The 26,926-nt window shown below is 43.2% G+C and carries 26 protein-coding genes and 2 tRNA genes; 7 read left to right on the plus strand and 21 right to left on the minus strand.

The genetic code is table 11. The features are described 5' to 3' along the window. Positions 1-81: 81 nt before the first annotated feature. Complete coding sequence (locus ACWAU0_RS20485) at positions 82-831, minus strand: hypothetical protein (RefSeq protein WP_458137746.1); 750 nt, start codon at positions 829-831, stop codon at positions 82-84. Then, the gene (locus tag ACWAU0_RS20490) at positions 828-1,280 is read right to left on the minus strand and encodes an AAA family ATPase (protein WP_458137747.1); all 453 of its coding nucleotides are present in this window, start codon (positions 1,278-1,280) and stop codon (positions 828-830) included. Before ACWAU0_RS20490 ends, ACWAU0_RS20485 begins: the two co-directional genes overlap by 4 nt. A gap of 73 nt (positions 1,281-1,353) precedes the next feature. Between ACWAU0_RS20490 and ACWAU0_RS20495 the strand changes: the two genes are divergently transcribed. Continuing rightward, entirely contained in the window at positions 1,354-2,103 is a 750-nt protein-coding gene (locus tag ACWAU0_RS20495; protein ID WP_129871393.1) for an IS5 family transposase, read from the plus strand. Here ACWAU0_RS20495 and ACWAU0_RS20500 read toward each other — a convergent pair. The 4 genes from ACWAU0_RS20500 to ACWAU0_RS20515 form a co-directional block, all read right to left on the minus strand. Next, the gene (locus tag ACWAU0_RS20500; protein ID WP_458137748.1) at positions 2,084-2,194 is read right to left on the minus strand and encodes a hypothetical protein; all 111 of its coding nucleotides are present in this window, start codon (positions 2,192-2,194) and stop codon (positions 2,084-2,086) included. The genes ACWAU0_RS20495 and ACWAU0_RS20500 overlap by 20 nt on opposite strands. After that, the gene (locus ACWAU0_RS20505) at positions 2,175-2,873 is read right to left on the minus strand and encodes an HsdM family class I SAM-dependent methyltransferase (protein ID WP_458137749.1); all 699 of its coding nucleotides are present in this window, start codon (positions 2,871-2,873) and stop codon (positions 2,175-2,177) included. The genes ACWAU0_RS20500 and ACWAU0_RS20505 overlap by 20 nt, the downstream gene beginning before the upstream one ends. A 74-nt stretch (positions 2,874-2,947) precedes the next feature. Continuing rightward, complete coding sequence (locus ACWAU0_RS20510; protein WP_458137750.1) at positions 2,948-4,045, minus strand: IS5 family transposase; 1,098 nt, start codon at positions 4,043-4,045, stop codon at positions 2,948-2,950. A gap of 182 nt (positions 4,046-4,227) precedes the next feature. Beyond that, positions 4,228-4,587, minus strand: a complete 360-nt coding sequence (locus ACWAU0_RS20515) for a type I restriction-modification system subunit M N-terminal domain-containing protein (RefSeq protein WP_458137751.1) — start codon at positions 4,585-4,587, stop codon at positions 4,228-4,230. 197 nt (positions 4,588-4,784) lie between these two features. On the opposite strand from ACWAU0_RS20515, the gene ACWAU0_RS20520 reads away from it, so the two are divergent. Both ACWAU0_RS20520 and ACWAU0_RS20525 read left to right on the plus strand, forming a co-directional pair. Continuing rightward, positions 4,785-5,393: a helix-turn-helix domain-containing protein gene (locus ACWAU0_RS20520; protein WP_458137752.1), complete on the plus strand. Its 609-nt coding sequence runs from the start codon at positions 4,785-4,787 to the stop codon at positions 5,391-5,393. Between the two features lie 45 nt (positions 5,394-5,438). Continuing rightward, complete coding sequence (locus ACWAU0_RS20525; protein WP_458137753.1) at positions 5,439-5,735, plus strand: hypothetical protein; 297 nt, start codon at positions 5,439-5,441, stop codon at positions 5,733-5,735. A 516-nt stretch (positions 5,736-6,251) separates the two neighbouring features. Here ACWAU0_RS20525 and ACWAU0_RS20530 read toward each other — a convergent pair. After that, on the minus strand, positions 6,252-7,028 hold the full coding sequence (locus tag ACWAU0_RS20530; RefSeq protein ID WP_458137754.1) for a hypothetical protein: 777 nt from the start codon (positions 7,026-7,028) through the stop codon (positions 6,252-6,254). Between the two features lie 91 nt (positions 7,029-7,119). Continuing rightward, a complete protein-coding gene (locus ACWAU0_RS20535; protein WP_458137755.1) occupies positions 7,120-9,693 on the minus strand; it encodes a tetratricopeptide repeat protein in 2,574 nt (857 codons plus the stop codon). A 550-nt stretch (positions 9,694-10,243) separates the two neighbouring features. Between ACWAU0_RS20535 and ACWAU0_RS20540 the strand changes: the two genes are divergently transcribed. The 3 genes from ACWAU0_RS20540 to ACWAU0_RS20550 all read left to right on the plus strand — a co-directional run bounded on the left by ACWAU0_RS20540 (position 10,244) and on the right by ACWAU0_RS20550 (position 14,191). Then, complete coding sequence (locus tag ACWAU0_RS20540; RefSeq protein WP_458137756.1) at positions 10,244-11,326, plus strand: hypothetical protein; 1,083 nt, start codon at positions 10,244-10,246, stop codon at positions 11,324-11,326. Further along, on the plus strand, positions 11,323-13,488 hold the full coding sequence (locus tag ACWAU0_RS20545) for a DEAD/DEAH box helicase family protein (protein WP_458137757.1): 2,166 nt from the start codon (positions 11,323-11,325) through the stop codon (positions 13,486-13,488). The genes ACWAU0_RS20540 and ACWAU0_RS20545 overlap by 4 nt, the downstream gene beginning before the upstream one ends. A 313-nt stretch (positions 13,489-13,801) precedes the next feature. Next, positions 13,802-14,191, plus strand: coding sequence for a hypothetical protein (locus tag ACWAU0_RS20550; protein WP_458137758.1), 390 nt, complete (start codon positions 13,802-13,804; stop codon positions 14,189-14,191). A gap of 751 nt (positions 14,192-14,942) precedes the next feature. Here ACWAU0_RS20550 and ACWAU0_RS20555 read toward each other — a convergent pair. From ACWAU0_RS20555 to hemF, 13 genes are all read right to left on the minus strand, one after another. After that, positions 14,943-16,025: a phosphotransferase gene (locus tag ACWAU0_RS20555; protein ID WP_458137759.1), complete on the minus strand. Its 1,083-nt coding sequence runs from the start codon at positions 16,023-16,025 to the stop codon at positions 14,943-14,945. Positions 16,026-16,213: 188 nt separating this feature from the next. Next, positions 16,214-16,290 (minus strand) — tRNA-Pro (locus tag ACWAU0_RS20560). 70 nt (positions 16,291-16,360) lie between these two features. Further along, on the minus strand, positions 16,361-16,714 hold the full coding sequence (locus ACWAU0_RS20565; RefSeq protein ID WP_020481982.1) for a MerR family transcriptional regulator: 354 nt from the start codon (positions 16,712-16,714) through the stop codon (positions 16,361-16,363). Then, positions 16,698-16,994 carry an integration host factor subunit alpha gene (ihfA, locus tag ACWAU0_RS20570; RefSeq protein WP_026146839.1) on the minus strand — a complete coding sequence of 99 codons (297 nt, stop codon included), beginning with the start codon at positions 16,992-16,994 and terminating at the stop codon, positions 16,698-16,700. The genes ACWAU0_RS20565 and ihfA overlap by 17 nt, the downstream gene beginning before the upstream one ends. Positions 16,995-16,996: 2 nt before the next feature. After that, positions 16,997-19,372, minus strand: coding sequence for a phenylalanine--tRNA ligase subunit beta (pheT, locus tag ACWAU0_RS20575; RefSeq protein WP_458137760.1), 2,376 nt, complete (start codon positions 19,370-19,372; stop codon positions 16,997-16,999). Positions 19,373-19,387: 15 nt separating this feature from the next. Further along, positions 19,388-20,407: a phenylalanine--tRNA ligase subunit alpha gene (gene pheS / locus ACWAU0_RS20580; protein WP_458137761.1), complete on the minus strand. Its 1,020-nt coding sequence runs from the start codon at positions 20,405-20,407 to the stop codon at positions 19,388-19,390. A 140-nt stretch (positions 20,408-20,547) separates the two neighbouring features. Then, positions 20,548-20,910, minus strand: coding sequence for a 50S ribosomal protein L20 (gene rplT / locus ACWAU0_RS20585; protein ID WP_020481986.1), 363 nt, complete (start codon positions 20,908-20,910; stop codon positions 20,548-20,550). Positions 20,911-20,939: 29 nt separating this feature from the next. Continuing rightward, positions 20,940-21,137: a 50S ribosomal protein L35 gene (gene rpmI / locus ACWAU0_RS20590; protein ID WP_033158016.1), complete on the minus strand. Its 198-nt coding sequence runs from the start codon at positions 21,135-21,137 to the stop codon at positions 20,940-20,942. 159 nt (positions 21,138-21,296) lie between these two features. Further along, the gene (gene infC, locus ACWAU0_RS20595) at positions 21,297-21,821 is read right to left on the minus strand and encodes a translation initiation factor IF-3 (RefSeq protein WP_081607885.1); all 525 of its coding nucleotides are present in this window, start codon (positions 21,819-21,821) and stop codon (positions 21,297-21,299) included. A gap of 22 nt (positions 21,822-21,843) precedes the next feature. Continuing rightward, positions 21,844-23,751 (minus strand): threonine--tRNA ligase, encoded by a 1,908-nt coding sequence (thrS, locus tag ACWAU0_RS20600; protein ID WP_458137762.1) that lies wholly within the window; start codon positions 23,749-23,751, stop codon positions 21,844-21,846. Positions 23,752-23,799: 48 nt separating this feature from the next. Then, a tRNA-Val gene (locus tag ACWAU0_RS20605) sits at positions 23,800-23,876 on the minus strand. Positions 23,877-23,950: 74 nt separating this feature from the next. Further along, entirely contained in the window at positions 23,951-24,898 is a 948-nt protein-coding gene (locus tag ACWAU0_RS20610; RefSeq protein WP_458137763.1) for a hypothetical protein, read from the minus strand. Positions 24,899-25,133: 235 nt separating this feature from the next. Further along, positions 25,134-26,048 (minus strand): oxygen-dependent coproporphyrinogen oxidase, encoded by a 915-nt coding sequence (gene hemF / locus ACWAU0_RS20615; protein ID WP_458137764.1) that lies wholly within the window; start codon positions 26,046-26,048, stop codon positions 25,134-25,136. Between the two features lie 266 nt (positions 26,049-26,314). On the opposite strand from hemF, the gene ACWAU0_RS20620 reads away from it, so the two are divergent. Next, positions 26,315-26,782, plus strand: a complete 468-nt coding sequence (locus ACWAU0_RS20620; protein WP_033158021.1) for a ProQ/FinO family protein — start codon at positions 26,315-26,317, stop codon at positions 26,780-26,782. Positions 26,783-26,926: the final 144 nt, after the last annotated feature.

Raw genomic sequence — 26,926 nt, forward strand, 5'->3', positions numbered from 1 at the left:
AGGTCGATCTCAAAACTGTTAAAGTTCAGGTACAGTTAAGAATCGAGACATTTCTGAAAAGATCTTAGCTCATTTCTTTGCCTAGCTTCCATATAGTGTAACAATTGCAGAGGAAAGTTCAGTCATAGCAATATTAAAATGCTCACACTCATTAATTACCTTTGCGATGTTTGCAACGGCTCTATCTGATAATTTTTTGTAGTTGTTAGCTGCTTTATTTGGTTTTTTGATATTTTCTGGAACATCTATTTGCTTAACAATCTTATGATCTAGAATTGCCAAATACTTTCCGATATCTTCATGCGATTCATAATCTATTGAAGTTTCTGGGCAGATGCCTGCTGCAAGCCAACACTCTATTGACTCAACAGAAACAGCAAGAACATGTTTATGATCTTGCTCCGAATCATCAAGCCACAACCATTCTTGAAGAAAACTCCTAACAAAAAAACCTTTTTCACGAGGCGTGTCTGTTTGAGCTGGCACTGGAGTTATATTTGTTTTATCACCAATTCTAAGATATATATCGGAATCCATTTGTACTAAAATTATATCGCATATAAAGTTATCCATGTCATTAGCAAACATGGCAGATCCAAGAATTTGATTTTTTCGAACTTGTGGTGTATTGCGTTGACACCATTTATATATCATTTCCCAGCCACCATTAAACGATCCAGAAGAAGTTATATCTAGAGAAGGCTGAAGATCAACAAACGTTAGTGCATGACCAAAATTTTCAATCTTATTAAAATATTCTACTATGAATTTTTTGAGAACAATCTGATCACTTGGTCCCTCGGAAACAATGCCAATCTTGATTAAACTCATAATCCTAACGCACCCTTTATTTGTCCCTCAATCCATAATTCAGATAGATTTCTACCACCAGACATTTTTATCCAATCAGATCTTTCCATCCCTTTGGAAGGCTGCAACCTATTTACTTTAGTAGCACCATCTTTTTCGCGTCCAACAACAAATATCCTCTGATTATCATCAAAAATATCAAAAGCATCGAGAGACGTGGGATTATGAGAAGTAAGGAATATTTGCTTAGGACTAATTGTCACATCGCTATGATCACTAGCACATAATACGTATATTATTGTTTCTATTAGTTTTTTGGTAATTGCTGGATTAAGAGCGTTGTCTATATTATCAATTGCAAAAATTGCAGGAGTTTCCCTGTGCAGCAATAATACGACTAAAAATAATAAATATAGTGTACCTTCAGAGCTATCGTATGCAGACAAATAATTCCTAGGGGCTGTTGCCATTTTGTCATAATCCCTTTGAAAATCGATTGGCGAGCCATATTGATTGAGTTTTCAATCAAACGATAACTAGCGAATGCCACGCCAACTGCTTACAGATACCCACTGGGAAAAGCTAAAAACGATTATGTTGAGTTTCAGCATTTACGACAAACCCGGTCTTCGGCAAACGGTCGAAGGGATTTTTTATCGCTTGCGTGTTGGCTGCCCTTGGCGAGACTTGCCCGTCGCTTTTGGCAAGTGGAATGCCGTGTACAAGCGCTTCAATGCCTGGTCACTGCAAGAAAAGCTGAGGGGTATCTTTCAAGCGCTAGTGATTGAGCCTGATTTGGAATGGCTATTTATTGATGGCAGCATTATTAAAGCCCATCAACACAGTAGCGGCGGCGCCCATGAAAATCCAACAGCCATCGGGAAATCGGTCGCAGGCAACACGACCAAAATCCATATGGCGGTTGATGCCGGTGGACTTCCCATCCAGTTTTCGATTACGGGGGGCGAAGTACATGACTGCAAAGAAGCGCCGGAATTTGTGGCCAAGCTCCCCCAGGCGGGCTACATGATTGCAGACAAAGGGTATGACAGCGAGCCGTTACGGATTCAAATTCGAGACCAAGGCACAGTCCCCATCATCCCAAGAAAACAAAATTCAATAGTCGGGAATGAGGAAATGGACTGGTGTCTCTATAAATATCGCCACCTCGTTGAAAACGTATTTGCGCGACTGAAACATTTTAGAGCTATTGCCACCCGATATGACAAACTAAAACGCAATTTTGAAGGTGCTATCGCCCTGGCTTGTGCATTTATATGGTTACCGATGTGAAACGGCAACAGCCCCTAGCTTTTAATTTTGCTTTGACATTGTGTTTGATAGTCCAATCAATGGATGCGTTTTCACGTATCGCCTTCACCACTGGTTTTACTGGTTAATGCACCCTTCGCCAGTACCACACCCGCTTTACCATTTGGGGACAGGTGGTAAATAAAATGCTGTAACCAGGCGAAGTTAGCATTACCAACGGGTGGTGTACCGTATTGCCAGCGTCCATCGGTTCGTAACAATTCACCACTCCAATCACTAACATTGAAGGGAGGATTAGCAATAATAAAATCTGCCTTCACATCTTTATGGGCATCATTCAGGAATGACCCCTCATTGTTCCATCTAACTTGTGAACTATCGATACCCCGGATAGCAAGGTTCATTTTTGCTAACCGCCAGGTGGTTTGGTTACTCTCCTGACCATAGATGGAAATATCATTGATTCTGCCCTGATGTTCCTCCACAAACTTTTCGGATTGTACGAACATCCCACCGCTGCCGCAGCATGGATCAAACACCCTACCTTTATAGGGTTCCAACATAGCAACCAATAATTCAACGATGCTACGGGGTGTATAGAACTGACCACCTTGTTTACCTTCCGCTAACGCAAACTCCCCCAGAAAGTATTCGAAAACGTGTCCTAGAACGTCAGCACTACGCGCTTTTGCATCACCTAACAGGCTGGTGAAAAACCCGCCGATATTTCCCCTTACCCACGATGTTCGTGATTTTTTCGAGTTGAAATCGGTCATGACATCGAGTTTCAAGCGTTTTGCCCCGGTTTCAAGGGCTTTTTATTCGCCTGAAGCCGTCTGTGGACGGTTTTCAGGCGAACTCCACCCTAGGCGGGTGCACTCCACGCCGGTTTCGGCGTGAACACCAATAGGTTGAGCATGCGCGTCAGGTTGTAGGCGGCAAAGCAAAACAAGGCCTGACCCGCGACTTTGGCTAAGCCGATGTGACGGGTTTTGCGCAGGCCGCCGACCGTTTTGACCCAGCCAAAGGCTTCTTCGACGATTTTGCGGCGCTTGAGACTTTGGGCGTAACCTTTGCCGCGCGCGGTGCGGCCGTCGACGGCACTGCCAATCTTTTTGCGGGCCACATGGGCTTTGATATCACGGGACTCGAGTCCGTTGACGAACGCCGGTTGGTCATAGCCTTTGTCGGCACCGACGCTGCCACCTTGGGGCACGCGGCGTTTGATCATTTTTTGCGCGGCTTCGATTTCGGCGGTGCCGGTGGCTTGAGTGGTTTCGACATCGACAATCAGGCCGTTGCGATTCTCGGACAAGGCATGGGTGATGTAACGCAGTTTGGCCTCGGTGTATTCGCCTTTCTTGTAAAGCCGGGCTTCGGGATCGGTTGTACTTTGATGGGTGGCGTTGCTGCGCTTTTCGCCACTGAAGTCGATCTCGGGATTGCGGCCGGCGGGTTTATCGGGACCACTACCATCTTTTTTGACGAAGCTTTTGTGCGAGGCCCAGGCTTCAATGAGGCTACCGTCGACACTGAAGTGTTCGTCGGACACCAGATTTTGCCATTCGGCTATGGCCAGTACCCGCTCAAAAAATTCGCGACTCAGGGCTTCGGACAGCAGGCGTTCGCGGTTGGCACTGAACACTGTGCGTTCCCACACGGCGTCGTCGATGCCCAGACCGACAAACCAGCGAAACAACAGGTTGTAGTCCAGTTGTTCCATCAACTGACGCTCGCTACGGACCGTATACAGGACTTGTAACAGCAAGGCGCGCAGCAGTTTTTCAGGGGCAATCGAGGGACGGCCTGTGTGCGAGTAACGCTCGGCAAAGACGGCATCCATCGAGGCCAATACGCCATCAACCAGTAGCCGTAAACGACGCAACGGATGCTGTTTGGGAATACGGTCTTCCAGGCCAACATAGCTGAACCAGCTGTTTTGAATGGCATCGTGTCCGCGCATTGAAAGGCTCCAAATTTAGGTAGCCTATTTTAACAGTTAGCCGCTCATCTATGCCTTAGCTTACTTGGCTTTTCGAGTTTTTCACCAGCCTGCTAATGCAATGTTACCCACCAAATCAATTAACCCTCCCAAACTGGTAGGATCGAGATTTTGACGGGCAAATACTTTGGGCAGTACACCCTTTAACGATGGGTTCTCCTTTTCGATAGCATCCATTGCACCATCAACAAAAGTCCGATATCGGGTTGCTTTGCTTTACCCAGCAGATAGGACCAGCGTGCCTCCATCGGTACGAAGAAGATGTTTTCACCGGAATATTCATCCTTATCTTCTGGATCAGCGCCGGCATATTCACCTTCACCAGCCGCTAATTTACTGAACATCTCTTCAAATGCATCCGAGATATATTTCAGGAAAATCAACCCCAGTACGACGTGTTTGTATTCGGCGGCATCAATGTTCTTACGGAGCTTGTCAGCTGCTTTCCACAGCTGTTTTTCTAACGGTTCTTCTTTAGCGGGTTGTTTGGGGGCTTTCGCCATTGACTGTCCTTTTTGAATGATATCCTGATGACTACAGGGTGGTGAACTAATGTTATCTCAAGGATAGCAATAGATGATCGGTTCAGCAAATACACCCATAAACGCAAGTGGCATCACATAATGCATTGCTTCTGTACACTATAAAAATCAAAAATTGCTAAACTATCGTTTACATTTCAACTCATTTTTAAAATCAATTGTTAAACAATCGTTTACCTTCCAATCTGGGCAATTCTCTAAAAACTGTTAGGAAAAACCAAAGTCTGAAACAGTTAGATATAGCAACAAAGTGCGCGTTTTCATTACCCACTATTATCAAAGCAGAACAAGGACAGGGATTATTTAATAGTTTTCAAACCATAGCGAAATGTTTGGATTATGAAATTTCGGGGCGCACTTTACCCAGTGCTGAATCATTAGGCGAAAGCTTAGCAATACTCAGGGAACGTCAGAAAATATCATTACGGTCACTTTCCGAACTGACCAAGGTGAGTGTTCCAACGATATTAGCAATTGAATCCAATCATCCAGGTCATCTATTCCCTATAGAACAGATCGCAACAGCATTGGGTGCTGGATTGTTTCTGCATCCTATTGGTACACCATTGCCATTTTATAAGACAACGGCTATCAGTAGTAATTACCAATCATGGTCAACACCACCGGAAATATTAGACAAATTATATCCAATAGTGGGTGGGCAATTTGATTTAGACCCTTGTAGTACTACTAAAGACAAAAATAAAGCACCCGTCAAAGCGAAGATTCATTATACCGGTGAAGATGGAGACAATGGATTGATCTAACCTTGGTATGGCAAGGTATTTGTCAATCCACCTTATGGTAAATCATTGAAACAATGGATTAAAAAATCTCATGACGAAACAATGATGGGAAATATCAAGCTTTGCATCGCTGTTATTCCTGCTAGACCCGACACCATCGCTTGGCATAATTGGATTATCAATAAAGCAGATATATTTATGTTGAAGGGGCGTATCAGATTTGCAGCTGAAGGTAAGAATGATGTTGCCCCTTTTCCGTCAGCAATCATAATTTGGAATGCTAATTCAACCACTATTCAGATGATGCAATCAGCATTCCCAAACGCATGGCATATTTCACCAACCCATTCTGCATTATATTAAATCATGTTGATCACGATACATTGATATCGTCATACATTACTTATTGATTTTATATATTTTGGGAACAGACCATTAATCCATGTAAATGAATTTTTAACAAAAAACTCATTTTAGATTGAAAATGTAAGCGATTTTTTATCAAATGCTGTTCATCAACTATTCATTCGACTGTTTCTGGATGTATTTGCAAATTCCAATTAAATCCACCGCTGATTCCTATTTCAAAACCACCATTCACCCCGTTCAGTAACTTGCTGCGTGTCGCGATTGTAATTTGCTTTATTCAAATTATTAAAAACCGACACTCCGTTTCAATCTATATTAACTCATTCTTGAACTAAAAAATATTTTTACGCAGATCCTTATAAGTGCATTGAAGATTCATATTCATACATAGATTATGGAAAGTTAATGCGGTTCAGTTATTGGGTGCAAAGGTAACTAAGGCATGAACATATATAAAAATACGTTCGTGGTTAGATGAGCAATCGCTCAGTGCGGGAAGAAAAAATGAACTTAGTGACCATTAACTTTTTTATATTTTTGTATTTCAGATTCCAACCTTAATTTGGCTTCATTCTTTGTGATACCTAGTTGGCCAGCTAGAAGTCCTACATAATTTTCGTGATTCAAGTTAGGTTCGAGAATACTATCTAAAACATAAAATCGGAACTTAATACCATCAGGGACATTCCCATTGGAACTCATAATTCTATCTCTTACTTTATCAAGAATTTGATTCGCAATATTCGATGCACCATTATGGAAGTTATATTCAGCAAGTATCATCAAAGAGTTTACATCAGTTTGCATCAAAAGATCGCTGTTTTTTCTAATAGAGGCTACAGCATGACTCAAATCACCTGTTGCGATAGAAAGATTGAACATTTCCTCAATTTCGGGCATGGAAAGGGTGGGTTTTTCGTCGAGTTGAGCAATTCTCTGTGTTGCAAATTCCTTTTCATCAGGAAATAAGTATCCATTTTTTCGATACTCTTGAAGCACAGTTCTGCTTATGTCTGGTATAAGTTTATCGAAAATCTTCTTTTGATTTTCTAATTGCTTTATATCATATTTCAAAGATGCTAATTCTAATTGATCTATAGTGGCTTTGAATGTCTGAACACCGGTAGCTATAATCATACTAAAAAATGCAACAACTCCAATAGTAGAAAGGCTACGTTCAAACCAAGGAAGTTCATTTTGTTGCAACTTTGAAAGTTCTACAAGATGCCCTAATGTTTCGGCAGTAATAGGGGATACATCAGTAATGATCCTTGCGATAGAGTACATTTTAGACTGTCTATATATAATCAAAATCACTATCAATACGAGTAGTATAGTAGCTATGCTAAGCAATAATATTATCATGATATTTAAAGCTCTATGGTACTTTATTGACTATGTTATTGATTTCCACTTCTTCAGCGGGCTTCCCAGATATTGTATTATTATCAATTGAATTTGTATCTAAGATTGATGGAACGAATTCTTTTATTAAATCGAACAATTCCTGGCTTGAATCTATTAACCGTCCAAAGTTATTATCTCTATGGAGCTCCAATAGATTTAAAGTTCCAAGATAAAGCTTCTCATTTGGGGCAACATTTTTAAGAATTAACTTCATCTCTCTAATAAAAAATGAATTAGGAAGTTCTCCTAATTCGCCGCCGGGAATTGAAGCGAGGTTGCTTAACTTAGCGGCTTTGGGGGAGAAAAACCTAGAATATAGAACCCCCGAAAGATTTGCGGATGTTTTAATATTATCGACATCTTCCGATTTATCCTGATATTCTTGCAGTAATATTTTAGCGATTATATCAATCCTCTCAGATAAATCTGAGTAATCACTAATCACATCACAAATACGCTTCATTAAACCAATTGTTTTAATATCTGTATTTAAATAAACGAGCTTAGACTCATTTTCAATGAACCAATTTATCGCACGTTTAAGATTTTTAATATCTGGATGTTGGCTATATATAAATCCACTTACTGGTTGCTCATAGATTATTTTTATGTTCTTTAGAAGTTCGTTTTGGCTTGGTATGTTAATATTTGCAAGAACAAACTTTAGCAAATATCCAACGTATGGACTGGCATCATTATCAACAAAATCAGATTTATTATAGAACTCCAGAATTGTATCTAACGATTTCTGATACTGTTTAAAATAAAAATATGAAAAAGCTAACCTGTAATATGCGTCATCTGTGGCAGGAAACCAAGGATATTCGTTTATAAAGCTACGCCATTGCTCAGTCTCATTAAAAGATGGTGGGAACTTGATATAACTGGGGGGCCATGTTTTTCCAGTCTCGGTATAATCGTGACTTGCAAGTGATATATATTTATCCGAAGCTGCGCTACCAGTTGTGTAGTTATTTACAAGATAAATTTTATTTTTTGGCTTAGCTAGACCCATAAAAACGTGATCTAAATAACCTTTTCCAAGGTCAGAATTATAATTTATTAGTATTACTATGATAGATTTTTTTACCTCACTATTCTCTATTTTGGTTATATCTTTATTTAGTATAGCCTCCGAAAAATGCTCAACAAGACCTATATTGTTGGCCTTTGCCAATGTACCCAAGGCTTCAATTACTGGCGTCGGTTTATCAATCAACCTTAAAAAGATTGTATCACATAGTTCATAATCACTTTCACTTAGGTTTGATCCAGCATGAGTAAAAATCCTCACAATATCTTTATCGTCAATATTTCCTAGGTTTGTTATCAAAGAATCCTTCAAATTTCCGCTATAACTCCCATTAAACAATAGTAGAGAAATCAGCTCTAATGACTCTGGTTTTATTTTTTTATCCTCTCCAAAGATTCTGCTTTCGGATGCAGCATATAATTTGATACTTAAATCTTTATCACTCTTAACAACATCTTGATCCAATAAATCAACCATTCCGAGATAAAAATCCATATCTCCGATGTTTTTGTTCTCGGTAAGAAAATCTACTGACAATCTAATATTGTTTTGGAGAAGCCAAGTAAATATTGTATTGAAGTTTTCAGGCAAGGGGTTTATCTTATAACTATAAACCATCGCATAACCTAACTGGTCTTTCAGCTCTGGGCTATTATGTTTCGATATAAAGCTTATAGCTTGGTCATAATTTCCGTCTTCAATGACCTGTTTGAGATAAGTGGTAAATTTTTTTGTAGGAGTAATTGGGTAAGATTCCAAGTAAGTTAGCTTTTGATCTTCTTCCATACTAAAAAAATTATGCTCTAGAAGCATCGAATTATAAAAGTTATCACTTACTTTGGAATGTAAATAAATCCAATCTCGGGTGTTTTTATTATATGCAGGAATTCCCGGCAATAATATCAAAATTCTACTTACTATCTTATTAGGTTCTTCGTTTGAAAATAATTCAATTACCCCTTTATAACTTGGGTGTCTTCTATACTCCATCCCCTCTAGAAACCCCATTCCTAAAAAATACAAAAATAGGGAAGCAATAGATGCTGTAATTAGTAGTGCCTTTTTTTTATACCCTCTTGATTTAATGCCAATCAGCTCAATACTGGGTCTAGATTTTTCAATTATTACGTCGATTTCAGTTGCTTCAATTGGCGCGTGAGAGGCCTTCTCTGTCTTATCTTTTATATTCGATACAAGGATATCTGATTCTCCATTCTGCTCGCTAACCTTATATATTATTTCCCTAGTTTTTCTATCATAAGAAATGATGCGTTCATCGTACTTTTGCTCGTGCTTTATAACGTACTTAATCATCAAAATCGCATTGGCAACGTCTATTATAAGTTCACTTCGAATGTAATTTAGTGTGTTTCCAATAATCGAGGCTAGCAATTGCACTAAAAATTTTATAACTCTATCTAAGTCAGGCTTGATACGATCTGAAATATATATTCCTGTTAATAAAAATGTAAACATCAACCCTAAAAAGGTAAAAATAGACATTTTTTCCATTTCAAGTATCCTATGAGGTTTGTCAGTTCACTATAATTGTTTATTTACTATTGAACATTATATTAAATTTACTATAAAAATATTATATGATATTTTTTAACGCTAAGTAATTCTAAATTATTAAGCATACTATATATATTTGGAAATGAATTATTCACACGAGGAGCATTAGCATCTGCCGAAGTATAATATAGATACTCGGCGGCTGTCGCTTTAGAGCCTACCCCTTCGTCACGTCAAATAATATTTAATCATACTTTCTATTAATATGAATATTCAATCTATAATTTATAAACTCTGTTTAGGTGGGCGATTATTGCTCATCCCGCTATAATGCATTGAATACGTTTTATAAATAGTCGTCAAATGATAAATAACTATGAGGAATTCATTTCTTCATATCATTTCCAAAATTAATTGCATTCACCGGTTGGTTGAGACGGCCATCTCAACCAGCATTTTAAACGGAGAATGTAATGACTATGCAATTAATCCGATGACACTATACCTGCATAGTGTATGACCATAAGTGTCTCGATGGTGAATCAATATGGAAAAATATAATCAGACTACGGATGTAGTCATACCACAACTTTATACCGTATCTATCAATAAGAACTGGTGGAGCAAACCGTTAGTCGCTTCAAGTATAGCCGGCAACACCTATCATACCAACCAGGGTGGTAAGAGAATCAATCTTGCTAAGGGTTGGGAAACCGTTCATCTACCATTCGCGGATATTTTCAACCATCTCACTGTAGATGGGTTTCCAATCTGCGCATCATTGAGGAATGGCTATCGGAAATCCACTAACTTTATCTGTCATTCCATTGCAATGGTTGACATTGATCATGGGCTAACCCTTGAAGAATTAAGGGCAAATCCGTTCTATGTTGAATATGGTACCGGGTATTATGTAACACCGTCTCATACCGATGAACATCCACGATTCAGGGTATTATTCGCGTTAGAGCATCCAATCGATCATCCTGATGATATGACATGGTTGTATACCATCCTGCTTCAGATTCTGGGCGGTGATAAGGCGTGTAAAGATGCTTCTCGATTTTTCAACGGTACCCAACATTGCCCTGATAAAGCTTTAAACGCTGATCGCCAGTTACCTACATCGGTTGTAAAGACGCTGATTGAGGATCACAAGAATCGGGCGTTGGTAATATCCCCCCCAACATCTCGGAATCGTCAGGGTTGTGACACTCAAAACCATACGAGTGCAACCCCATCGTTACCAGCATCCTATACCTTGCCAAGTACCCATGAAAAATCCACCATTATCCAGTTACTTTTACAGACATTCTGTGGATATTATCCAACCTGGCGTGACATCGGTTGGGGTATGAAATATGCCGGGTTCAGTCTGGAGGATTACCAAACCGTTACCTCGTCCATTATGAATAAAAAATCAGCAATTGCCGCGGCAGCACTATGGAACAGTCACCAACCCGTTGATCAGGTAATCACCCTTGGTACAGTCATACATTATTTGTATGAACAGTTGGGTGAAACAACCGTTAAAAGCAAATTGATGTTGGCAAGGATTGAGCGGGAACAATCGGAGAATGAAAGGATAAAGGAAAGGCTTGCACAATTGAAACAAAGGAAGGTGGCATGATGACCAGCAATAGCATGTCGCAAGCTGATTTCAATCAAATGGTCTTGCAAACCCGATTACCTAGAAAAAAATCGGACAAAAAACGTTACCTATCAACGTTACCCAAAGATGCGTTGATGGATCTTGTGGAATACCTTGCTGAGTATCACCCAATCCTGGTTGATGATGCAGCAAATATCCTACTGGAAAAAATCCAAAAGGATGACTATCGACTGTCCTACTATCATCGGTTATCCAGTGGCGCCATTAAACCCTTTACACTCGCTGATGATCATTGGGATGTTGTTAAATCGACTGATTTCATCAGTGTTGACGACTACGGAGATGGGAAACGTGTACTGCTGAATGCGGATATGAGTATGGGTAAGAATTACGCGCCTAAACACGCGAAAATCGCCCATCGATTGCTAGCACCGCTACGTTCCATCGTTGGTCAGCAGGGCAGCAGAAATTGCGTACAAACGGATATGGTTACTACCTATGATCAATCTAAACGATTGCTCGATATGGCTTCAAATCATGAAATTGATGTGACAGATGAAATTTTGATCATCGATGAAGTGCATAATTTTTTACTGGCGGATTACCGCCTAGAACCGTTACACAATGTGCTGAAATTGATGCAGCTACCGTGGAAACAGGTTGTGTGCCAATCGGCAACCATTGGTAGTGATGATTTTGATGGAATTATTGAGTTTGACAGCAGGATACGTATCCATAAAACCGTAGCACCTGATTTGATGTATTACCGTTTGCATATCGGTGACCCCCATCATGCATTGCAACAATTCATCTATTTTTGGCTGCAACATCCCAATAAATCTCTGATACTCCATAACAATACCGAGACGTTACTGGGATTCAAACAGCTTCTAAATCAGGTCCCCAAGGACGATGGTAGCCATCTTGTTGTTGAAATTGTAAACGCCGACCTATGCAGAACATCAGGATCATTTGCCCATCGTCTTACCAATGATGGTGAATTCCAAATGGATGAGGTGGATATTGTTCTAGGTACCACCTCTTTAGTGGAAGGTATTTCGATCCAGGATAATATCGATGTAGCGAATGTGTGTGTCATCGGTAAGGAACCGGTGCAGTACATCAAGCAATTGTGCGGACGCTTCCGTAAAGCATCAACAGTTCATTGTCTGCACATTGCAACCAACAATCTCGATGAAGATGTATTTGATATTGATCAATGGATTATTGAACAGGAGCGTTTATCCGCAATGGCAAAAGAGACCGCTACCTTCATGACCCAACAGTACCGCGCTTTCAATAGCAATGATCATGCGGCATTTGAGAAGTGTTTAAGCATGGATTTTAAACGTCAAGGCATATTGTTCGATTCAACATCTAATCAGTATCTGGTTTCACCGTTATCAACATTATTCATATCCGCTGAAGCTAAACACAAACAATTTTACGCTAACCGTGATTATGCCAACCAGGTTCTAAAATCGTTGGGGTTCACTGTCTGCAAATTTCAATCCTACGGAAAAGATGAGGAATTTATCAATCTTTCTAAAGCGACTCGAAAGCAATGCCGTGAAAACATCAAGGAGATGCGACGTGCAGAATCAACGTTGATTCTCAATCTTATGTTCAAATCTACTGAAAATAATCATGTCAACATAGAAAAGGTTGAACGATTATTAGAGATATATGACAAAGAATTAACAGCATTTCAAAAACGTATTATGGCAGTGTTAAAACAGATTGATACCAAAAAGGTAACATATGATTACCTAGTAAATGCCATTGAACGTTTAGAAAATGGTCAAATGTGTGATGAAACTATCATTATGCATGCGAACGCAAGTGCAGCAGAGTGTGGCATTATCAGTGAATTAGAAAAACGCTATCCATCAGGCACTAGAATATTACCCGCTGAAAAATTGCAGATTGTTGCTGATATTATTGAGTCATTGATCCGTCACATCATGAATGCAACCCATATCGATAAGCATGATGCATTCCAGTTCGTTATTAGATTGCCGCGATGGCGAAAACTAGCAGATAAGATAATATTGAATAATGGTATTGTGAGTTGCTCTTGTAATCGTCCAGTAAAGATATTGAGAGATTTTTTACCTGAATTCATCATACAACAAGTGCAACAAATGAATCTAAAATATTATGTATTAGTCATTGTCTGATGATAGCTACTTGTTAGGGACAGACCTTTTTATTATTTATATATATAAAATAAAAAAGCTACGTCTCTAACAAGGAGATGATAGCTCCTGTTGTCATTCAAGAACTGTATTTCAGCTATACCCATTGATCATACAAGTGATATTTTCAAACACTAGGTGAAAAATAAATATCCCTTGATATATCGGTTTTTTGATTGTTTTTTGTAATTATATTTGATTATTGTTCGAAATATAATCATAAAAGTTCCTCAGCCGCCTCATACACCACACCACAGAAACGCATCGGCAACAACTATCACTAGGATAAATACATATGCTGCAATTTATCAAGGTGATTCAAGTGAACTTAAACAGACTTATCAATAAAATATATGGCGCATCTCTCCCAATAATGGGCGGATGTGGTGAAAGCATTAATGATGCCATAATTCTCTATTATGTGAGCATTATAGATTCATACAAAATCGAGCAACATGTGCTGGATTTGATGATGACATTGCAAGATTATAGCTATGAGCTAATACAATCAGAAATGCTAACTATCGACAAGAAACAATATGACAAGATACAGTTGAAGATAGAATGCAAACTGACGAGAAAAATATTTGTTAAAAATTATTATTTCAACATTACAAACTGCAAGATTTTCGATCCTGATCTGGAATATTATCCACCAGAATCATTGATAAAGAGCTTTCTATAATTTTGTACGATAAAAATATATGATACAAAATATTATTATGGAATCGTACAATTTACCATTTTACATTACAAAATCCATTCAAGATGGCAATGGATATTCATTCAAGCATTCAATTACTTTCGAGCCGGATTATTTAATCGACTTTGTAAAACTTGAATACAAAATCATACGATACATTTTTTCATTACAAAACGTATCATACAAAATATTAGAGCAAACCTTAATTATCACCGGAAGACATCATGTTTTCGATGTATTCAGCACCAAGATTAGCGATGAAGCTAACAAAAAAATCTACTTCGACATAACCGCAGTATTCGGGATCGAATCACGCTGAAGACAACAGCTTTGACAACATTAAGTGTTATACATAGAATGCTACTCAATCTGTTACACACTTTCCGAGGAGAGTTGTGAGCAGAGTAGGCTGCGAAGAAGATATTTTCTTAATTATCATTAAGTTATAGTGCCACCTTGTTTTAGAGGAACCTCAAGTCCTCTCCTCGCACCATTTTTATTTTCTTCTTGCGGAAACCAGCAAGACAGAGATTAAAAAATCCTTATAGATTTTCTCGTAGCTACAAACGATGTAGCAGTCAATTATAAAGTCAATACTTATTTAAAATTTTTGTGGGTTCATATACCCGCCAAATTATCTCTCTATCGGGAGATTCTCCGCCAAATAGCATCGACCCAATTCTCAGATCAAATTCAGTATATAACTGCCTTCCAGAAACGCAGGTAAGAACGCTTATAGAGATAACGCAGAATAGCTATCGTTATCGTCAACCGCCGCTGAAACGCGCGCAATTAACTCCAAGTTGCTATTACGCTCCATCATACCCCCTATAGCCAAGGTAACAATCATCGCTTCGAACGGATACACCAAATGAGCACGGTAGCGTTGGTAATACGTTTCTTCATCCAAGTCGCTAATCCCGTGACTAGCTAACGCCGTCATGTATAGGTTCAGCAATTGTTTTTCATGAGCACGCCGAGACTCCGGCTTCAGCGATGTCGCTAAAAAATAAGCGAGGTCACTAACACCCTCCCCCATCCGCACCAATTGCCAATCCAGAAAGCCGGGCTCAGAGTGATTCCAAAATAGATTGCCTGGATGACAATCATGATGCACCAAGGTCTGCACACCGGTTGCCAATATCCTGGTGATTCGCCGCCGATCCGCTGCATAGCGCAACGCGGATCTATGCAATTTGTTGGGCACCAAGCGCCCGGCGCGATCAAGGCCACGCTTCATCAAGGGCACAGCCAGCAAGGTACCCATATGATTCTCGACATTGTAACTAAAACCGTTTAACCAGCGATGCGTTTTCAATAGCCCAGCATTGCCCCAATAGTGAGCATGAAAACCGGCTAGCTTTTCAACCACCTGCTGAGCTTGTTCCAAAGACAGAGCGTCTGCGGTAAACCCGGGCCTAAATCCCAGTTCATCCAAATCCGCCATTACCAATGTAGTACCGCGCCCTAACACACTTTCAGCCGCTAAAATTTGCGGCACACTCACCGGAACCCCCTGAGAAAGCGAATTATAAAAATGAACTTCCTTATGCAATAACCGGGGTATGGCGGTAATCGCTCTGGACTTAATTGCCAGCGACGGCGTTTTTACAAACCACCGACTTGGAACGACGCCGATGGCGTCATGATTCACGGTTAGCCGCAAGCGCGTCGATGTGCCAATATTGACGGATTGAATATCTACTGTACGTACTTTGGCACTGGTTGCGTATCTATCAACAATACGTTGCGCCCATTGCCTAGATAATTGATCCGGGTGATTCACGACAATATGATCTCTAAAACGGCTCAACATCGGATTAGGCCTGTCTCAAATATTTGATAAATCGAAATGTTAGCCGCCGTATTCATTCAATTTAACTTTATCGATCAATCAGTGATTAATTATCAAAAACGCCATGTATTCCTATAGTTTTTCAAGCAATAAAAAACCCGCCAAGTCAAGTAACTTGCGGGTTATTCAATATTCAATCTCAAAAAACTTGGTCGGGACGGCGGGATTCGAACCCACGACCCCTTGTCCCCCAGACAAGTGCGCTACCAGGCTGCGCTACGCCCCGAAGTTTATGATTAAACCAATGCCCACCTAGGACAGCAAGCCGAACATAATATCATATTATTTGGGAAACGCTATTTCAGCAGCTCCAAAATATCTTCCAGCTCGCCAATCATCTGATGAATAAGTTGTTTGGTGCGTAAACTGTCTTCCTTGGCGCTACCACTCGCCAGATGAGCACGCGCACCACCTATTGTGTAACCTTGCTCGTATAACAAAGCGCGAATTTGTCGAATCAACAACACGTCATGGCGCTGATAATAACGGCGATTTCCTCGGCGTTTTACCGGACTAAGCTCGGTGAACTCTTGTTCCCAATAGCGCAATACATGGGGCTTTACCGCGCAGAGGTCGCTAACTTCGCCAATCGTAAAATACCGCTTGGCCGGAATAACCGGTAATTCGTTATTATTACTGGGTTCCAGCATACGCTTCTACTCGAGCTTTCAATTTTTGCCCTGTTCTAAAAGTCACCACACGCCGCGGAGTGATGGGAATTTCTTCACCTGTTTTGGGATTTCTACCCGGCCGACCACTTTTGTCGCGCAATTCAAACTTACCAAACCCGGAAATCTTCACTTGCTCGCCGCTTTCCAGACTTTTTTTAATTTCGTCAAAAAACAACTCTACGATTTCTTTGGCTTCTCGCTTGTTTAAACCGAGGTCTTCAAACAACTTCTCTGCAATATCTGCTTTAGTTAATGCCACAATCACTCCCTCAATTTTGCATTCAGTTTAGCCGCTAAAGTGTCCAGCACTTTGCGAAATATAGCATCAATTTCTGTGTCGGTAAGCGTTTGCGTAAAATCCTGCAAGAGTAAAGCTAACGCGACACTCTTATAACCTTCGGCGACGCCCGGTCCGCGATAAACGTCGAAGATCGATATTTCGCGTATCGCCGTCTCCATGCATTCTTCAATTACACTGGTGATTGCGGCAGCTGATACAGCCTCTTCCACCAATAAAGCCAGATCGCGGCGTACAGAAGGGTATTTGGATAATGTACTAAATTTAGGCACCTTGCGTTGCAATACGGCATCCTGTTCGAGTTCAAACAAGAATACCGGACTATCGAAACCCAATTGCTTTTCGAGCGTTGGGTGCAACATGCCCAATAAACCTATCACTTCGCCATGTTGGTTTTTGATTTGCGCGGTTTGACCGGGATGTAAAGCCGGATGTTGGTAGGCAACAAACTCAGCCACAATACCCGTCAAACCAAATAACGCTTCGACATCAGCTTTCACATCGAAGAAATCCAGCTTTCTGTTTTTTTCGCCCCACTGTTCGGGATTAACGGAACCCAAGGCCAAACCGGATAACATTTTTCGCTGTTGAATTTGCCCATCTTGATAGAAAAACCGCAAGCCGGCTTCGAATAAGCGCACTCGATTCTGTTGGCGGTTGATATTGTACAAAGCCGCATTCAACAAACCGCACCAAAGCGTAGTGCGCATCACGGCTAGTTCAGAGGATATAGGGTTTTGAATCCGGATAAATTCTTCACCAGGCGCGACGGCATTTTGCATTGCCTCATCGACAAAACTGTAGGTAATCGCTTCCTGATAACCGCGATCTACCAAGCAATCCTGCAATCTCGCCAATGGCAACTGCGCCTCGGGCGCTTTACCAAGCTCAGAGCGCATCAACAAACTGCTGCTAGGCAGATTGTTATATCCATAGATTCTGCCGATTTCTTCCAGCAAATCTTCTTCGATGGCAATATCGAAACGAAAGCCGGGCGGGGTAATTTCCCAGCCGTTCTCGACTACTTGAACCTGCATACCCAAGCCTTCGAACAGCGCATGCACTTCATCGTCGCCAAATTGAATGCCCAACACCTTTGTAATACGTTGGCTACGCAGCTTTACCGGCATTCTGGCGGGCAGTTCGGCAGTGGAAATAACCTCTTGAACCGGTCCAGGACTACCGCCGGCTATTTGTAGAATCAATTGCGTGGCGCGTTCGATCGCCCGGCGTTGCAAGTTAAAATCCACACCTCTTTCGAAGCGGTGCGAGGAATCGGTATGCAAACCAAATTGGCGGGCCTTGCCGGCGACATCAATGGGCGTAAAAAACGCACATTCCAGGAATATATCGCGGGTTTCGCCAAATACGGCGCTGTCCTTACCCCCCATCACGCCGGCCAAGGCCAAGGCTTGCCGTAGATCGGCTATGACCAGTGCCTCGCCGTCCAGCTCTATGGTTTGGTCATTCAATAAAGCCAAGGACTCGCCGGCCCGACTACGTCTAACCACGATAGGCGCACTCAGTTTATCGGCATCGAAAGCATGCAGCGGTTGGCCCAATTCGATCAACACATAGTTGGTAACATCAACAACCGGGCTTAAACTTCTAATACCGCAACGGCGCAGACGCTCCTGCATCCAGAGTGGCGTGACCGTAGCAGGATTGATGTTTTTGATCAAACGCCCCAGATAAACCGGGCAAGCTTCCGTGACTTCGACTTTAACTTCCAGGGTTTCCGTGTGCTGCGGTTCGACAGTAGTAAACGTCGTAGCCTGAAACGGCAGATTGTTCAAAACCGCCACTTCCCTGGCGACGCCTTCGACGCTCAGGCAATCTGCGCGATTTGGCGTTAAGCCCAATTCGATCAAATTGTCGTTCAGCGCCAAATAGTCGCGAATATCGGCACCCACCGGCGCATCAGCGGGCAACTCCATCAAGCCTTCGGAACTAACCGCCAAACCCAATTCCTTTTCCGAACACAGCATGCCGAACGACAATTCGCCACGCAGTTTGGATTCCTTAATTTTGAAATCGCCGGGCAATATCGCACCAATCAATGCTGCCGGAATTTTCAAACCGGGCCTGACATTGCTGGCACCGCAGACGATTTGCAATGGTTCGGCTTGGCCGACGTTGACCTGACAAACCTTAAGTTTATCGGCGTTTGGATGTTGAATGGTGGAGAGTACTTCGCCAACTACCACACCGGAAAATTCGGCGGCAACAGACGTCACGGCATCGACTTCCAGACCGGCCATGGTCAGTTGCGCGATTAATTCGGCGGTGGCGATAGGCGGATTGACCAGTTCTCTTAACCAAGCTTCACTGACTTGCATGATGACTATCCACCGTTAATTAAACTGTTGTAAAAATTTCAGATCGTTTTCGAAAAACATCCGCAAATCGTTGATACCGTATTTCATCATCGCCAGACGTTCGACTCCAGTTCCAAAGGCAAAGCCGGAATACACTTGGTTATCGATACCGACCGATTTGAATACTTCCGGGTGAATCATGCCGCAACCGCCCACTTCCAGCCAGCCCGTTTGTTTGCAGACGCGGCAACCTTTGCCGTCGCACATTACGCAGGACACATCAAATTCGGCGGAAGGTTCTGTGAATGGAAAATAAGAAGGGCGAAAGCGCACGTTGACTTCTTTTTCGAAGAAGGCGCGCAGAAATTCAAAAATCACACCCTTCAGGTCACCGAAACTGACATCAGTATCAACCAAAAAGCCTTCGACCTGATGAAACATAGGCGAATGCGTCATATCCGAATCACAACGGTACACGCGGCCCGGTGCGATGATTTTCAAGGGCGGCTTTTCGGATTCCATCACCCGAATCTGTACCGGCGAAGTGTGAGTTCTCAATACGGTGTGCGCATCGAAATAGAAGGTATCGTGCATCGCCCGCGCGGGATGATGCTCGGGAATATTCAAGGCGCCAAAGTTATGGTAATCGTCTTCGATTTCCGGGCCTTCGACGATATTAAAGCCGGCCTCAGCAAAAATTTTAGCAATCCGCCGCAAGGTGATCGTAACAGGATGCAATCCGGATACGGTTTGGCCGCGCCCCGGCAGGGTTACGTCGATACATTCGCTAGCCAAACGCGCCGCCAATTCGGCATTTTCCAAAGTCGATTTCCGAGCCTCTAACGCCTCTTGAAAAGTATTTTTGGCATCGTTGATAATTTGCCCGACACTGCGGCGTTGCTCGGGGTCCAGGCTACCCAACTCCTTCATCTGCTGAGTGAATAGACCTTTTTTGCCTAGATAATTGACTCTGACCTGATCCAGTTGGCTAAGGTCTTGTGCATGTGCAAGCGCTTGTAATGCCTGCGTAACAATATCTTCGATACTAGCCGACACGACTCAGCTCACTTTTGTCTGCAATTGAGGGAAATTCCAAAACGATAGGTTTCCGCCAACGAGATTTGGCGGAAAACTCCCCATCAAAAACGGGGAGTCGAGCAATTAAACCGCTCTTTCAAAGCGGCTTAATGTTTTCCTTACGGTTTGCTTTGGTTTGCTATAGCCACTTTCGCAATCGCGCCGAAAGCGTCGATGTCGCGTACAGCCAAGTCGGCCAATACTTTGCGATCGATCGCAACATTGGCTTTATTCAAACCGTTGATCAAACGGCTATAGGAGATACCGTACAAACGTGCGGCAGCGTTGATACGCACGATCCACAAGGCGCGGAATTGGCGTTTTTTCTGTTTACGGTCGCGATAAGCATATTGACCGGCCTTAATGACCGCCTGCTTGGCGACGCGGTAAACCCGGCTACGGGCACCGTAGTAACCTTTTGCCAGTTTTAAAATCTTTTTGTGTCTTGCTCTAGCGGTGACTCCGCGTTTAACTCTAGCCATGTTCTACTCTCTCCAATATCAATGATAAATCAACTGTACGGCAGCATACGCGCAACCAATGGCGTATCCGACGGATGAAGAATGGCTGTTTTACGCAGTTGTCTTTTACGTTTGGTGGTTTTTTTAGTCAAAATATGACGTTTATGCGATTGTTTGCATTTAAAACCGCCGCTTCCAACTTTCTTGAAGCGCTTGCCTGCACCACTATGGCTTTTCATTTTTGGCATTTGTTTTCTCCAATGATTAAAAGTAAAGTCCTTGAGACAAAACCCAGTGAGGCAAAATGCTTGGCCCCATTGAATTTCCGGACACAAAAGCATCCTTCAACCGATTCGTTCCTGAATCGCCTTGCCGTTTTAAAAAACGGCTAAAACCGTGTGATTGAGTTATTTCTTTTTCTTCGGGCCCATCACCATGACCATTTGCCGGCCTTCCAATTTCGGAAATTGCTCGACTATGGCCATTTCTTCCAGATCGGTTTCGATACGTTTCAACAAGTCCATGCCAAGCTCACGATGAGTCAGCTCACGGCCTTTAAAACGCACGGTGATCTTGGTTTTGTCGCCTTCGTTTAGAAATTTGATCAGGCTGCGCAGCTTGACCTGGTAATCGCCTTCTTCGGTACCGGGCCTAAACTTGATTTCCTTGATCTGGATTTGTTTTTGCTTTTTCTTGGCGGCTTGCAGTTTTTTGTTTAACTCAAACTGGTATTTGCCGAAGTCCATGACTTTGCAAACCGGCGGATCGGCATTGGGCGATATTTCGACCAGATCCATATTTGCATCGTAGGCGAGCTGTAACGCTTCGTTTATTGAAACAACCCCGACTTGTTCACCTTCAGCGCCTACTACCCGAACCCGCCTGGCGGTAATTTCGGTATTTAAGCGCGTTGCATCTTTTTTAGAGCTGATACCCTAATCCTCCAAGTTGTTATTATTTTCGATCCGCAATCTGGTTCCTCAAGCGTTCGCCAAGTTCGCCAATTGACAGACTTCCTAGATCCTCGCCCTGTTGTGTGCGTACACTAACAGTCCGAGTTTCTAATTCCTTGTCGCCGATAATCAAAAGATACGGCACTCGCTGCATGGAATGCTCGCGGATTTTAAAGCCTATCTTCTCGTTTCTCAAGTCAATTTTGACTCTAAGACCTTGTTTTTCAAGTTCTCGCCGCACCTGCTCCGCATAATCGGCATGGCGGTCGGTGATATTCATCACCATCACCTGCACTGGCGCCAACCATAGCGGAAAAGTTCCGGCATATTGCTCGATCAAAATTCCGATGAAACGCTCCAAGGAGCCCAAGATTGCCCGATGCAACATTACCGGCACATGCCTGGCGCTATCTTCGCCTATATACGAGGCATCCAGCCTTTCCGGCATCGAGAAATCGACTTGTATAGTACCGCATTGCCAGACCCGACCTATACAATCTTTCAAGGAAAACTCTATTTTAGGACCGTAGAAAGCACCTTCGCCCGGCTGCAATTGCCAATCCAGGCCTTTAGTGTTCAAGGCCAATTCCAGCGCGCTTTCCGCTTTATCCCATACCGCATCGTCACCCACTCGATTTTCCGGACGAGTTGACAGTTTGATAATCACTTCCTCGAAACCGAAATCCTTGTATACCTCAAACAACAGATCGATAAACGTGGAGACTTCGGATTGAATCTGATCTTCGGTACAAAAGATGTGCGCATCGTCCTGCACAAAATTCCGGACCCGCATCAAGCCATGCAGAGTGCCGGATGGCTCGTTACGGTGACAGGAGCCGAATTCAGCTAGGCGCACCGGCAAATCCCGGTAACTTTTAATACCTTGATTGTAAATCTGAATATGGCAAGGACAGTTCATCGGCTTCACCGCATAATCGCGGCTTTCCGAATGCGTGGTGAACATCATCGCACTGAATTTATCCCAGTGACCGGATTTTTCCCACAGCGTGCGATCAACGATTTGCGGGGTTTTGACTTCGCCATAGCCATTGACGCGCAATTTCTCGCGCACGTATTGCTCGATCTGCTGATATATGGTCCAACCCTTGTCGTGCCAGAACACCATGCCCGGCGCTTCTTCCTGGGTATGAAACAAATCCAGGGCCTTGCCGATTTTACGATGATCGCGCTTTTCAGCTTCTTCCAGACGATGCAGATAAGCGGCTAATTCCTTAGCATCGCCCCAGGCAGTACCATAAATGCGTTGCAGCATTTCGTTCTTGGAATCGCCGCGCCAATAGGCGCCGGCAATTTTCATCAATTTAAACGCTTTTAATTTGCCGGTGCTGGGCACATGCGGACCGCGGCACAAGTCGGTAAAGTCGCCTTGTTGGTATAAAGACAAATCTTCATTGGCAGGAATCGAAGCGATAATTTCAGCTTTGTATTTCTCGCCTAAACCTTCAAAAAACTTTACGGCTTCGTCGCGCGACAACAGCGAACGGCTAATGGCAATATCTTGCGCAACCAGTTCCGCCATTCTCTTTTCGATAGCCGTCAGATCTTCAGGCGTAAAGGAACGCTCAAAGGCAAAGTCGTAATAGAAACCGTTTTCTATCACTGGACCGATGGTTACCTGTGCTGAGGGGAATAACTGTTTGACAGCCTGAGCCAGCAAATGCGCTGTGGAGTGGCGGATCACATCAACACCCTCCTCATCCTTGGCAGTGACGATTTGCAAACTCGCATCGGAATCGATCAACGTGCTGGCATCTACCAATTTGCCATTTACTTTACCTGCCAACGTCGCTTTAGCCAGACCCGTACCAATAGACAGGGCCACATCCATTACAGATACCGCTTGGTCGAATTGACGCTGAGAGCCGTCGGGCAAAGTGATTACAGGCATTTTCGATTCCACAATAAAAAAAGCACCGTCATGCGGTGCTTTATGTTTTGGTAGGCGCGAGTGGACTCGAACCACCGACCCCCACCATGTCAAGGTGGTGCTCTAACCAACTGAGCTACGCGCCTAAAGTCTATCGTTCGAGCCGCGCATTATAACGACCTAAACCGTTTATGCAAGCTTTTTCTATAGCAACAACGGTTCAAGCTGTAGCAGTTAAGATAGAACCCTTAGCAACAGAGGCCGGAGTGTTACTCTCGCGATTACCTGACAACTTGTTTAGAAACTCCAACAAAGTCGGTTTTTTACCATTCCCCGGAGTTCCCAACACATTCACTAGATCGTTAAAACTATCTTGCAATTCTTTATATTTGCCACTAGTTTCACCGGTAGCATCACCCAAAGCCGCGATCAAATTTTGCAAATTATCGGTGAATTTACCATAGCCATTTCGACCTACCGCTTTGTCGCTATGTCGACCGTCATCGTCGGAGCCGTGACGACGATCAGCACTGTATTTCAAAGCCTGACGCAAATCGTGCAAGAAGCTGTGCAACGCTTGGCGTACATCGGCAACAGTTGCGCGTGGCGCGGCAGTAGGTGTGGTCGTTGCAGATCCGTTGGTCGTCGTTGCTTGCGTACCCGCATTATTCGTTACGCTAGTTGACGGTGTCGCAGCCGTTGTTTGTCCGGTTTGAGTCGTACTCGTTGTTGCAGGCGTCGATGTAGTCGCGGCCGATGCGACCTGTTTTGGCGGCGTTTGAGTGGCACTTGCATCGCCTTGCGCCGCTGTAGCTGGTTGCTTCACACCTCTTTGTTTCAATACCTGCCTTAAATCCTGCAAAAAGGTCTGCAACAATTGCCCAAGATTGGATGAATTATTTTGACTGCCGCCAGCGTTGCTCTCAGTGGCGTCATCGGCGGCAGAATCACTATTACCGCCAGGAATATTCAATCCAAAACTTTGCAATGTTTGTATGACATTGCGCATGAACGCCCCACCACTATGATGATGCCCATGCTTCTCCCCTCTCCCGCTTACCGCCGGACGCTCTTGATCGTCATCGTTGTGCGTACTTTTGGTGCTGGATATGCTGATGGTGGTTTGCGATACATACAATGATGTTGTCAATGAATTGATCGTAGTCATTAGATTCACCTTGACGCTACATAAAAACAAATGGCGGATAGCCAAAGACAGGACAGATTCAAATCACTTCCTATATTTTGGCGATTACAACCATGCCGTTTCTTTTAGCGGCAGAAATTTTGTGAACTTTAGCTAACTATCCAAAAAAAAGACCAAACACGCTTGACTGAAAACAAAACCTTGCGAACAAATCTTGCTAAGACATTCCGAAGCACTGTTACTAACCAATTTCCGCCTAAATTGCCAGCCAGTTTTGTGGGCGTAAAAATGTGTCGTATAACCGGGCTTCCTGACTACCTGATTCAGGCCGCCAATTGTATTGCCAATGCGCGACCGGAGGCATGGACATCAAAATCGATTCGGTCCGCCCGCCAGATTGCAGCCCGAATAGAGTCCCCCTGTCGTACACCAAATTAAACTCGACATAACGCCCACGTCGATACAATTGAAAATTACGCTCCCGGTCGCCATAGACCGTGTCTTTACGCTTTTGCACGATGGGCAAATAGGCATCCAGGTAATGATCGCCAACACTCTGCATAAATGCAAAAGCTTGAGCAAAATCGGGCTCGTTCAAATCGTCGAAAAACAACCCGCCGACGCCACGAGTTTCGTTGCGGTGCTTTAAAAAGAAATATTCATCGCACCACTTTTTATAACGTGGATACACATCCTCACCAAACGGCAGACAAGCCTGACGCGCCACTTGATGCCAATGCAACACGTCTTCTTGGAAAGGATAAAACGGCGTCAAATCGAAACCACCACCAAACCACCAAATAGCCGGCTCACCGTCTTTTTTGGCGATAAAAAACCGCACATTGGCGTGCGAGGTCGGCACATAAGGATTGCGAGGATGCATCACCAGGGACACGCCCATCGCTTCAAATTGCCGATTGGCTAGCTCGGGACGTTTGGCGGTTGCCGATGGCGGCAGATGACTGCCAAACACGTGCGAAAAATTAACCCCGCCTTGCTCAAATACCTCACCATTCGCCAACACCCGCGAACGCCCACCACCACCTTCGGCGCGTTCCCAGGCATCTTCAACGAAGCGCGCGGTGGGTTCTTCCGCTTCTAAAGCAGTGCAAATTCGATCTTGCAACTTCAGCAAATACGTTTTAACTGCGGATATATCGTTCTCAATCATGATAAAGCACTGTCCCGTCGATAGTAATTTTACTCAGCAACCGCTATGCGGCAGCCCTCTGAGCGCAAATTACCACAATAAGCATTCCGCAAACACTTAAGTCGGTTCTCCGGAAAACCCCGGCAGCACCCGATAAAGTGCGGAACGCTATGTTATTTATCTAAGAAATTGTTAGCCGAGCGCACCAAAATTCGATTGCACTATTGGCTTGATGTTTCCCGATGTACAATCTGCTTTTTATTCCTTGATAAAAGTGTGGATACATTATGGGATTTGAAGAACTAGCAGCGCTTAGAGATGAACTTGCCAAGCAAGCAGCTGCCAATAAACCGGTAAAACGAGAAAAAAAGATAGCGGAGAAATCGCCTATCAAAAAGACCGGCAAAGCTGACGCGCTAGTCGCCATTATCGGCTTGCTGCAAAAGAATTTTCCCTTGGCATTTCCCAAAAAACCCGCTGCCAAACTGCCCTTAAAAATAGGCATCCACAAAGACATCCTGGCCCATGCCGATCAACTCGGTGCAGATAAAAACCAACTCCGCACCGCACTGAAGGCCTGGTGTTGGGGACATCGATACTGGGATTGCCTGACAGAAGATGCCGTCAGAGTGGATTTGCAAGGAATGCCGGCCGGCCAAGTAACAAAAGCAGATGCTGAACAAGCGAGCAAATTAAAAGCGCAACGGCGGAAACAGCCAGAAGCCGTCGAAGCATTACCTACAGGGTCAGCATAAGTTTTTCTCATAAAGAGATTGCACACACCAGGATAGCGCGACTTCAAACTATTGATTTTCCAAGACTTTAAAGCACGTATAAGCACCGAAACAAGTTATTTCCAAAGCCTGCTTGCCGATGCGACAGCCCGTCCCCATCCAAAT

The sequence above is a fragment of the Methylomonas sp. Uni0009 genome, assembly GCF_054188105.3.

Coding starts and splice junctions, on each gene's coding strand:
- ACWAU0_RS20485 (WP_458137746.1), bottom strand. CDS start 831: ATGAGTTTAATCAAGATTGGCATTGTTTCCGAGGGACCAAGTGATCAG.
- ACWAU0_RS20490 (WP_458137747.1), bottom strand. CDS start 1,280: ATGGCAACAGCCCCTAGGAATTATTTGTCTGCATACGATAGCTCTGAA.
- ACWAU0_RS20495 (WP_129871393.1), top strand. CDS start 1,354: ATGCCACGCCAACTGCTTACAGATACCCACTGGGAAAAGCTAAAAACG.
- ACWAU0_RS20510 (WP_458137750.1), bottom strand. CDS start 4,045: ATGCGCGGACACGATGCCATTCAAAACAGCTGGTTCAGCTATGTTGGC.
- ACWAU0_RS20515 (WP_458137751.1), bottom strand. CDS start 4,587: ATGGCGAAAGCCCCCAAACAACCCGCTAAAGAAGAACCGTTAGAAAAA.
- ACWAU0_RS20530 (WP_458137754.1), bottom strand. CDS start 7,028: ATGTACTCTATCGCAAGGATCATTACTGATGTATCCCCTATTACTGCC.
- ACWAU0_RS20535 (WP_458137755.1), bottom strand. CDS start 9,693: ATGGAAAAAATGTCTATTTTTACCTTTTTAGGGTTGATGTTTACATTT.
- ACWAU0_RS20540 (WP_458137756.1), top strand. CDS start 10,244: ATGGAAAAATATAATCAGACTACGGATGTAGTCATACCACAACTTTAT.
- ACWAU0_RS20545 (WP_458137757.1), top strand. CDS start 11,323: ATGATGACCAGCAATAGCATGTCGCAAGCTGATTTCAATCAAATGGTC.
- ACWAU0_RS20550 (WP_458137758.1), top strand. CDS start 13,802: ATGCTGCAATTTATCAAGGTGATTCAAGTGAACTTAAACAGACTTATC.
- ACWAU0_RS20555 (WP_458137759.1), bottom strand. CDS start 16,025: ATGTTGAGCCGTTTTAGAGATCATATTGTCGTGAATCACCCGGATCAA.
- ACWAU0_RS20565 (WP_020481982.1), bottom strand. CDS start 16,714: ATGCTGGAACCCAGTAATAATAACGAATTACCGGTTATTCCGGCCAAG.
- pheT (WP_458137760.1), bottom strand. CDS start 19,372: ATGCAAGTCAGTGAAGCTTGGTTAAGAGAACTGGTCAATCCGCCTATC.
- rplT (WP_020481986.1), bottom strand. CDS start 20,910: ATGGCTAGAGTTAAACGCGGAGTCACCGCTAGAGCAAGACACAAAAAG.
- rpmI (WP_033158016.1), bottom strand. CDS start 21,137: ATGCCAAAAATGAAAAGCCATAGTGGTGCAGGCAAGCGCTTCAAGAAA.
- thrS (WP_458137762.1), bottom strand. CDS start 23,751: ATGCCTGTAATCACTTTGCCCGACGGCTCTCAGCGTCAATTCGACCAA.
- ACWAU0_RS20610 (WP_458137763.1), bottom strand. CDS start 24,898: ATGACTACGATCAATTCATTGACAACATCATTGTATGTATCGCAAACC.
- hemF (WP_458137764.1), bottom strand. CDS start 26,048: ATGATTGAGAACGATATATCCGCAGTTAAAACGTATTTGCTGAAGTTG.
- ACWAU0_RS20620 (WP_033158021.1), top strand. CDS start 26,315: ATGGGATTTGAAGAACTAGCAGCGCTTAGAGATGAACTTGCCAAGCAA.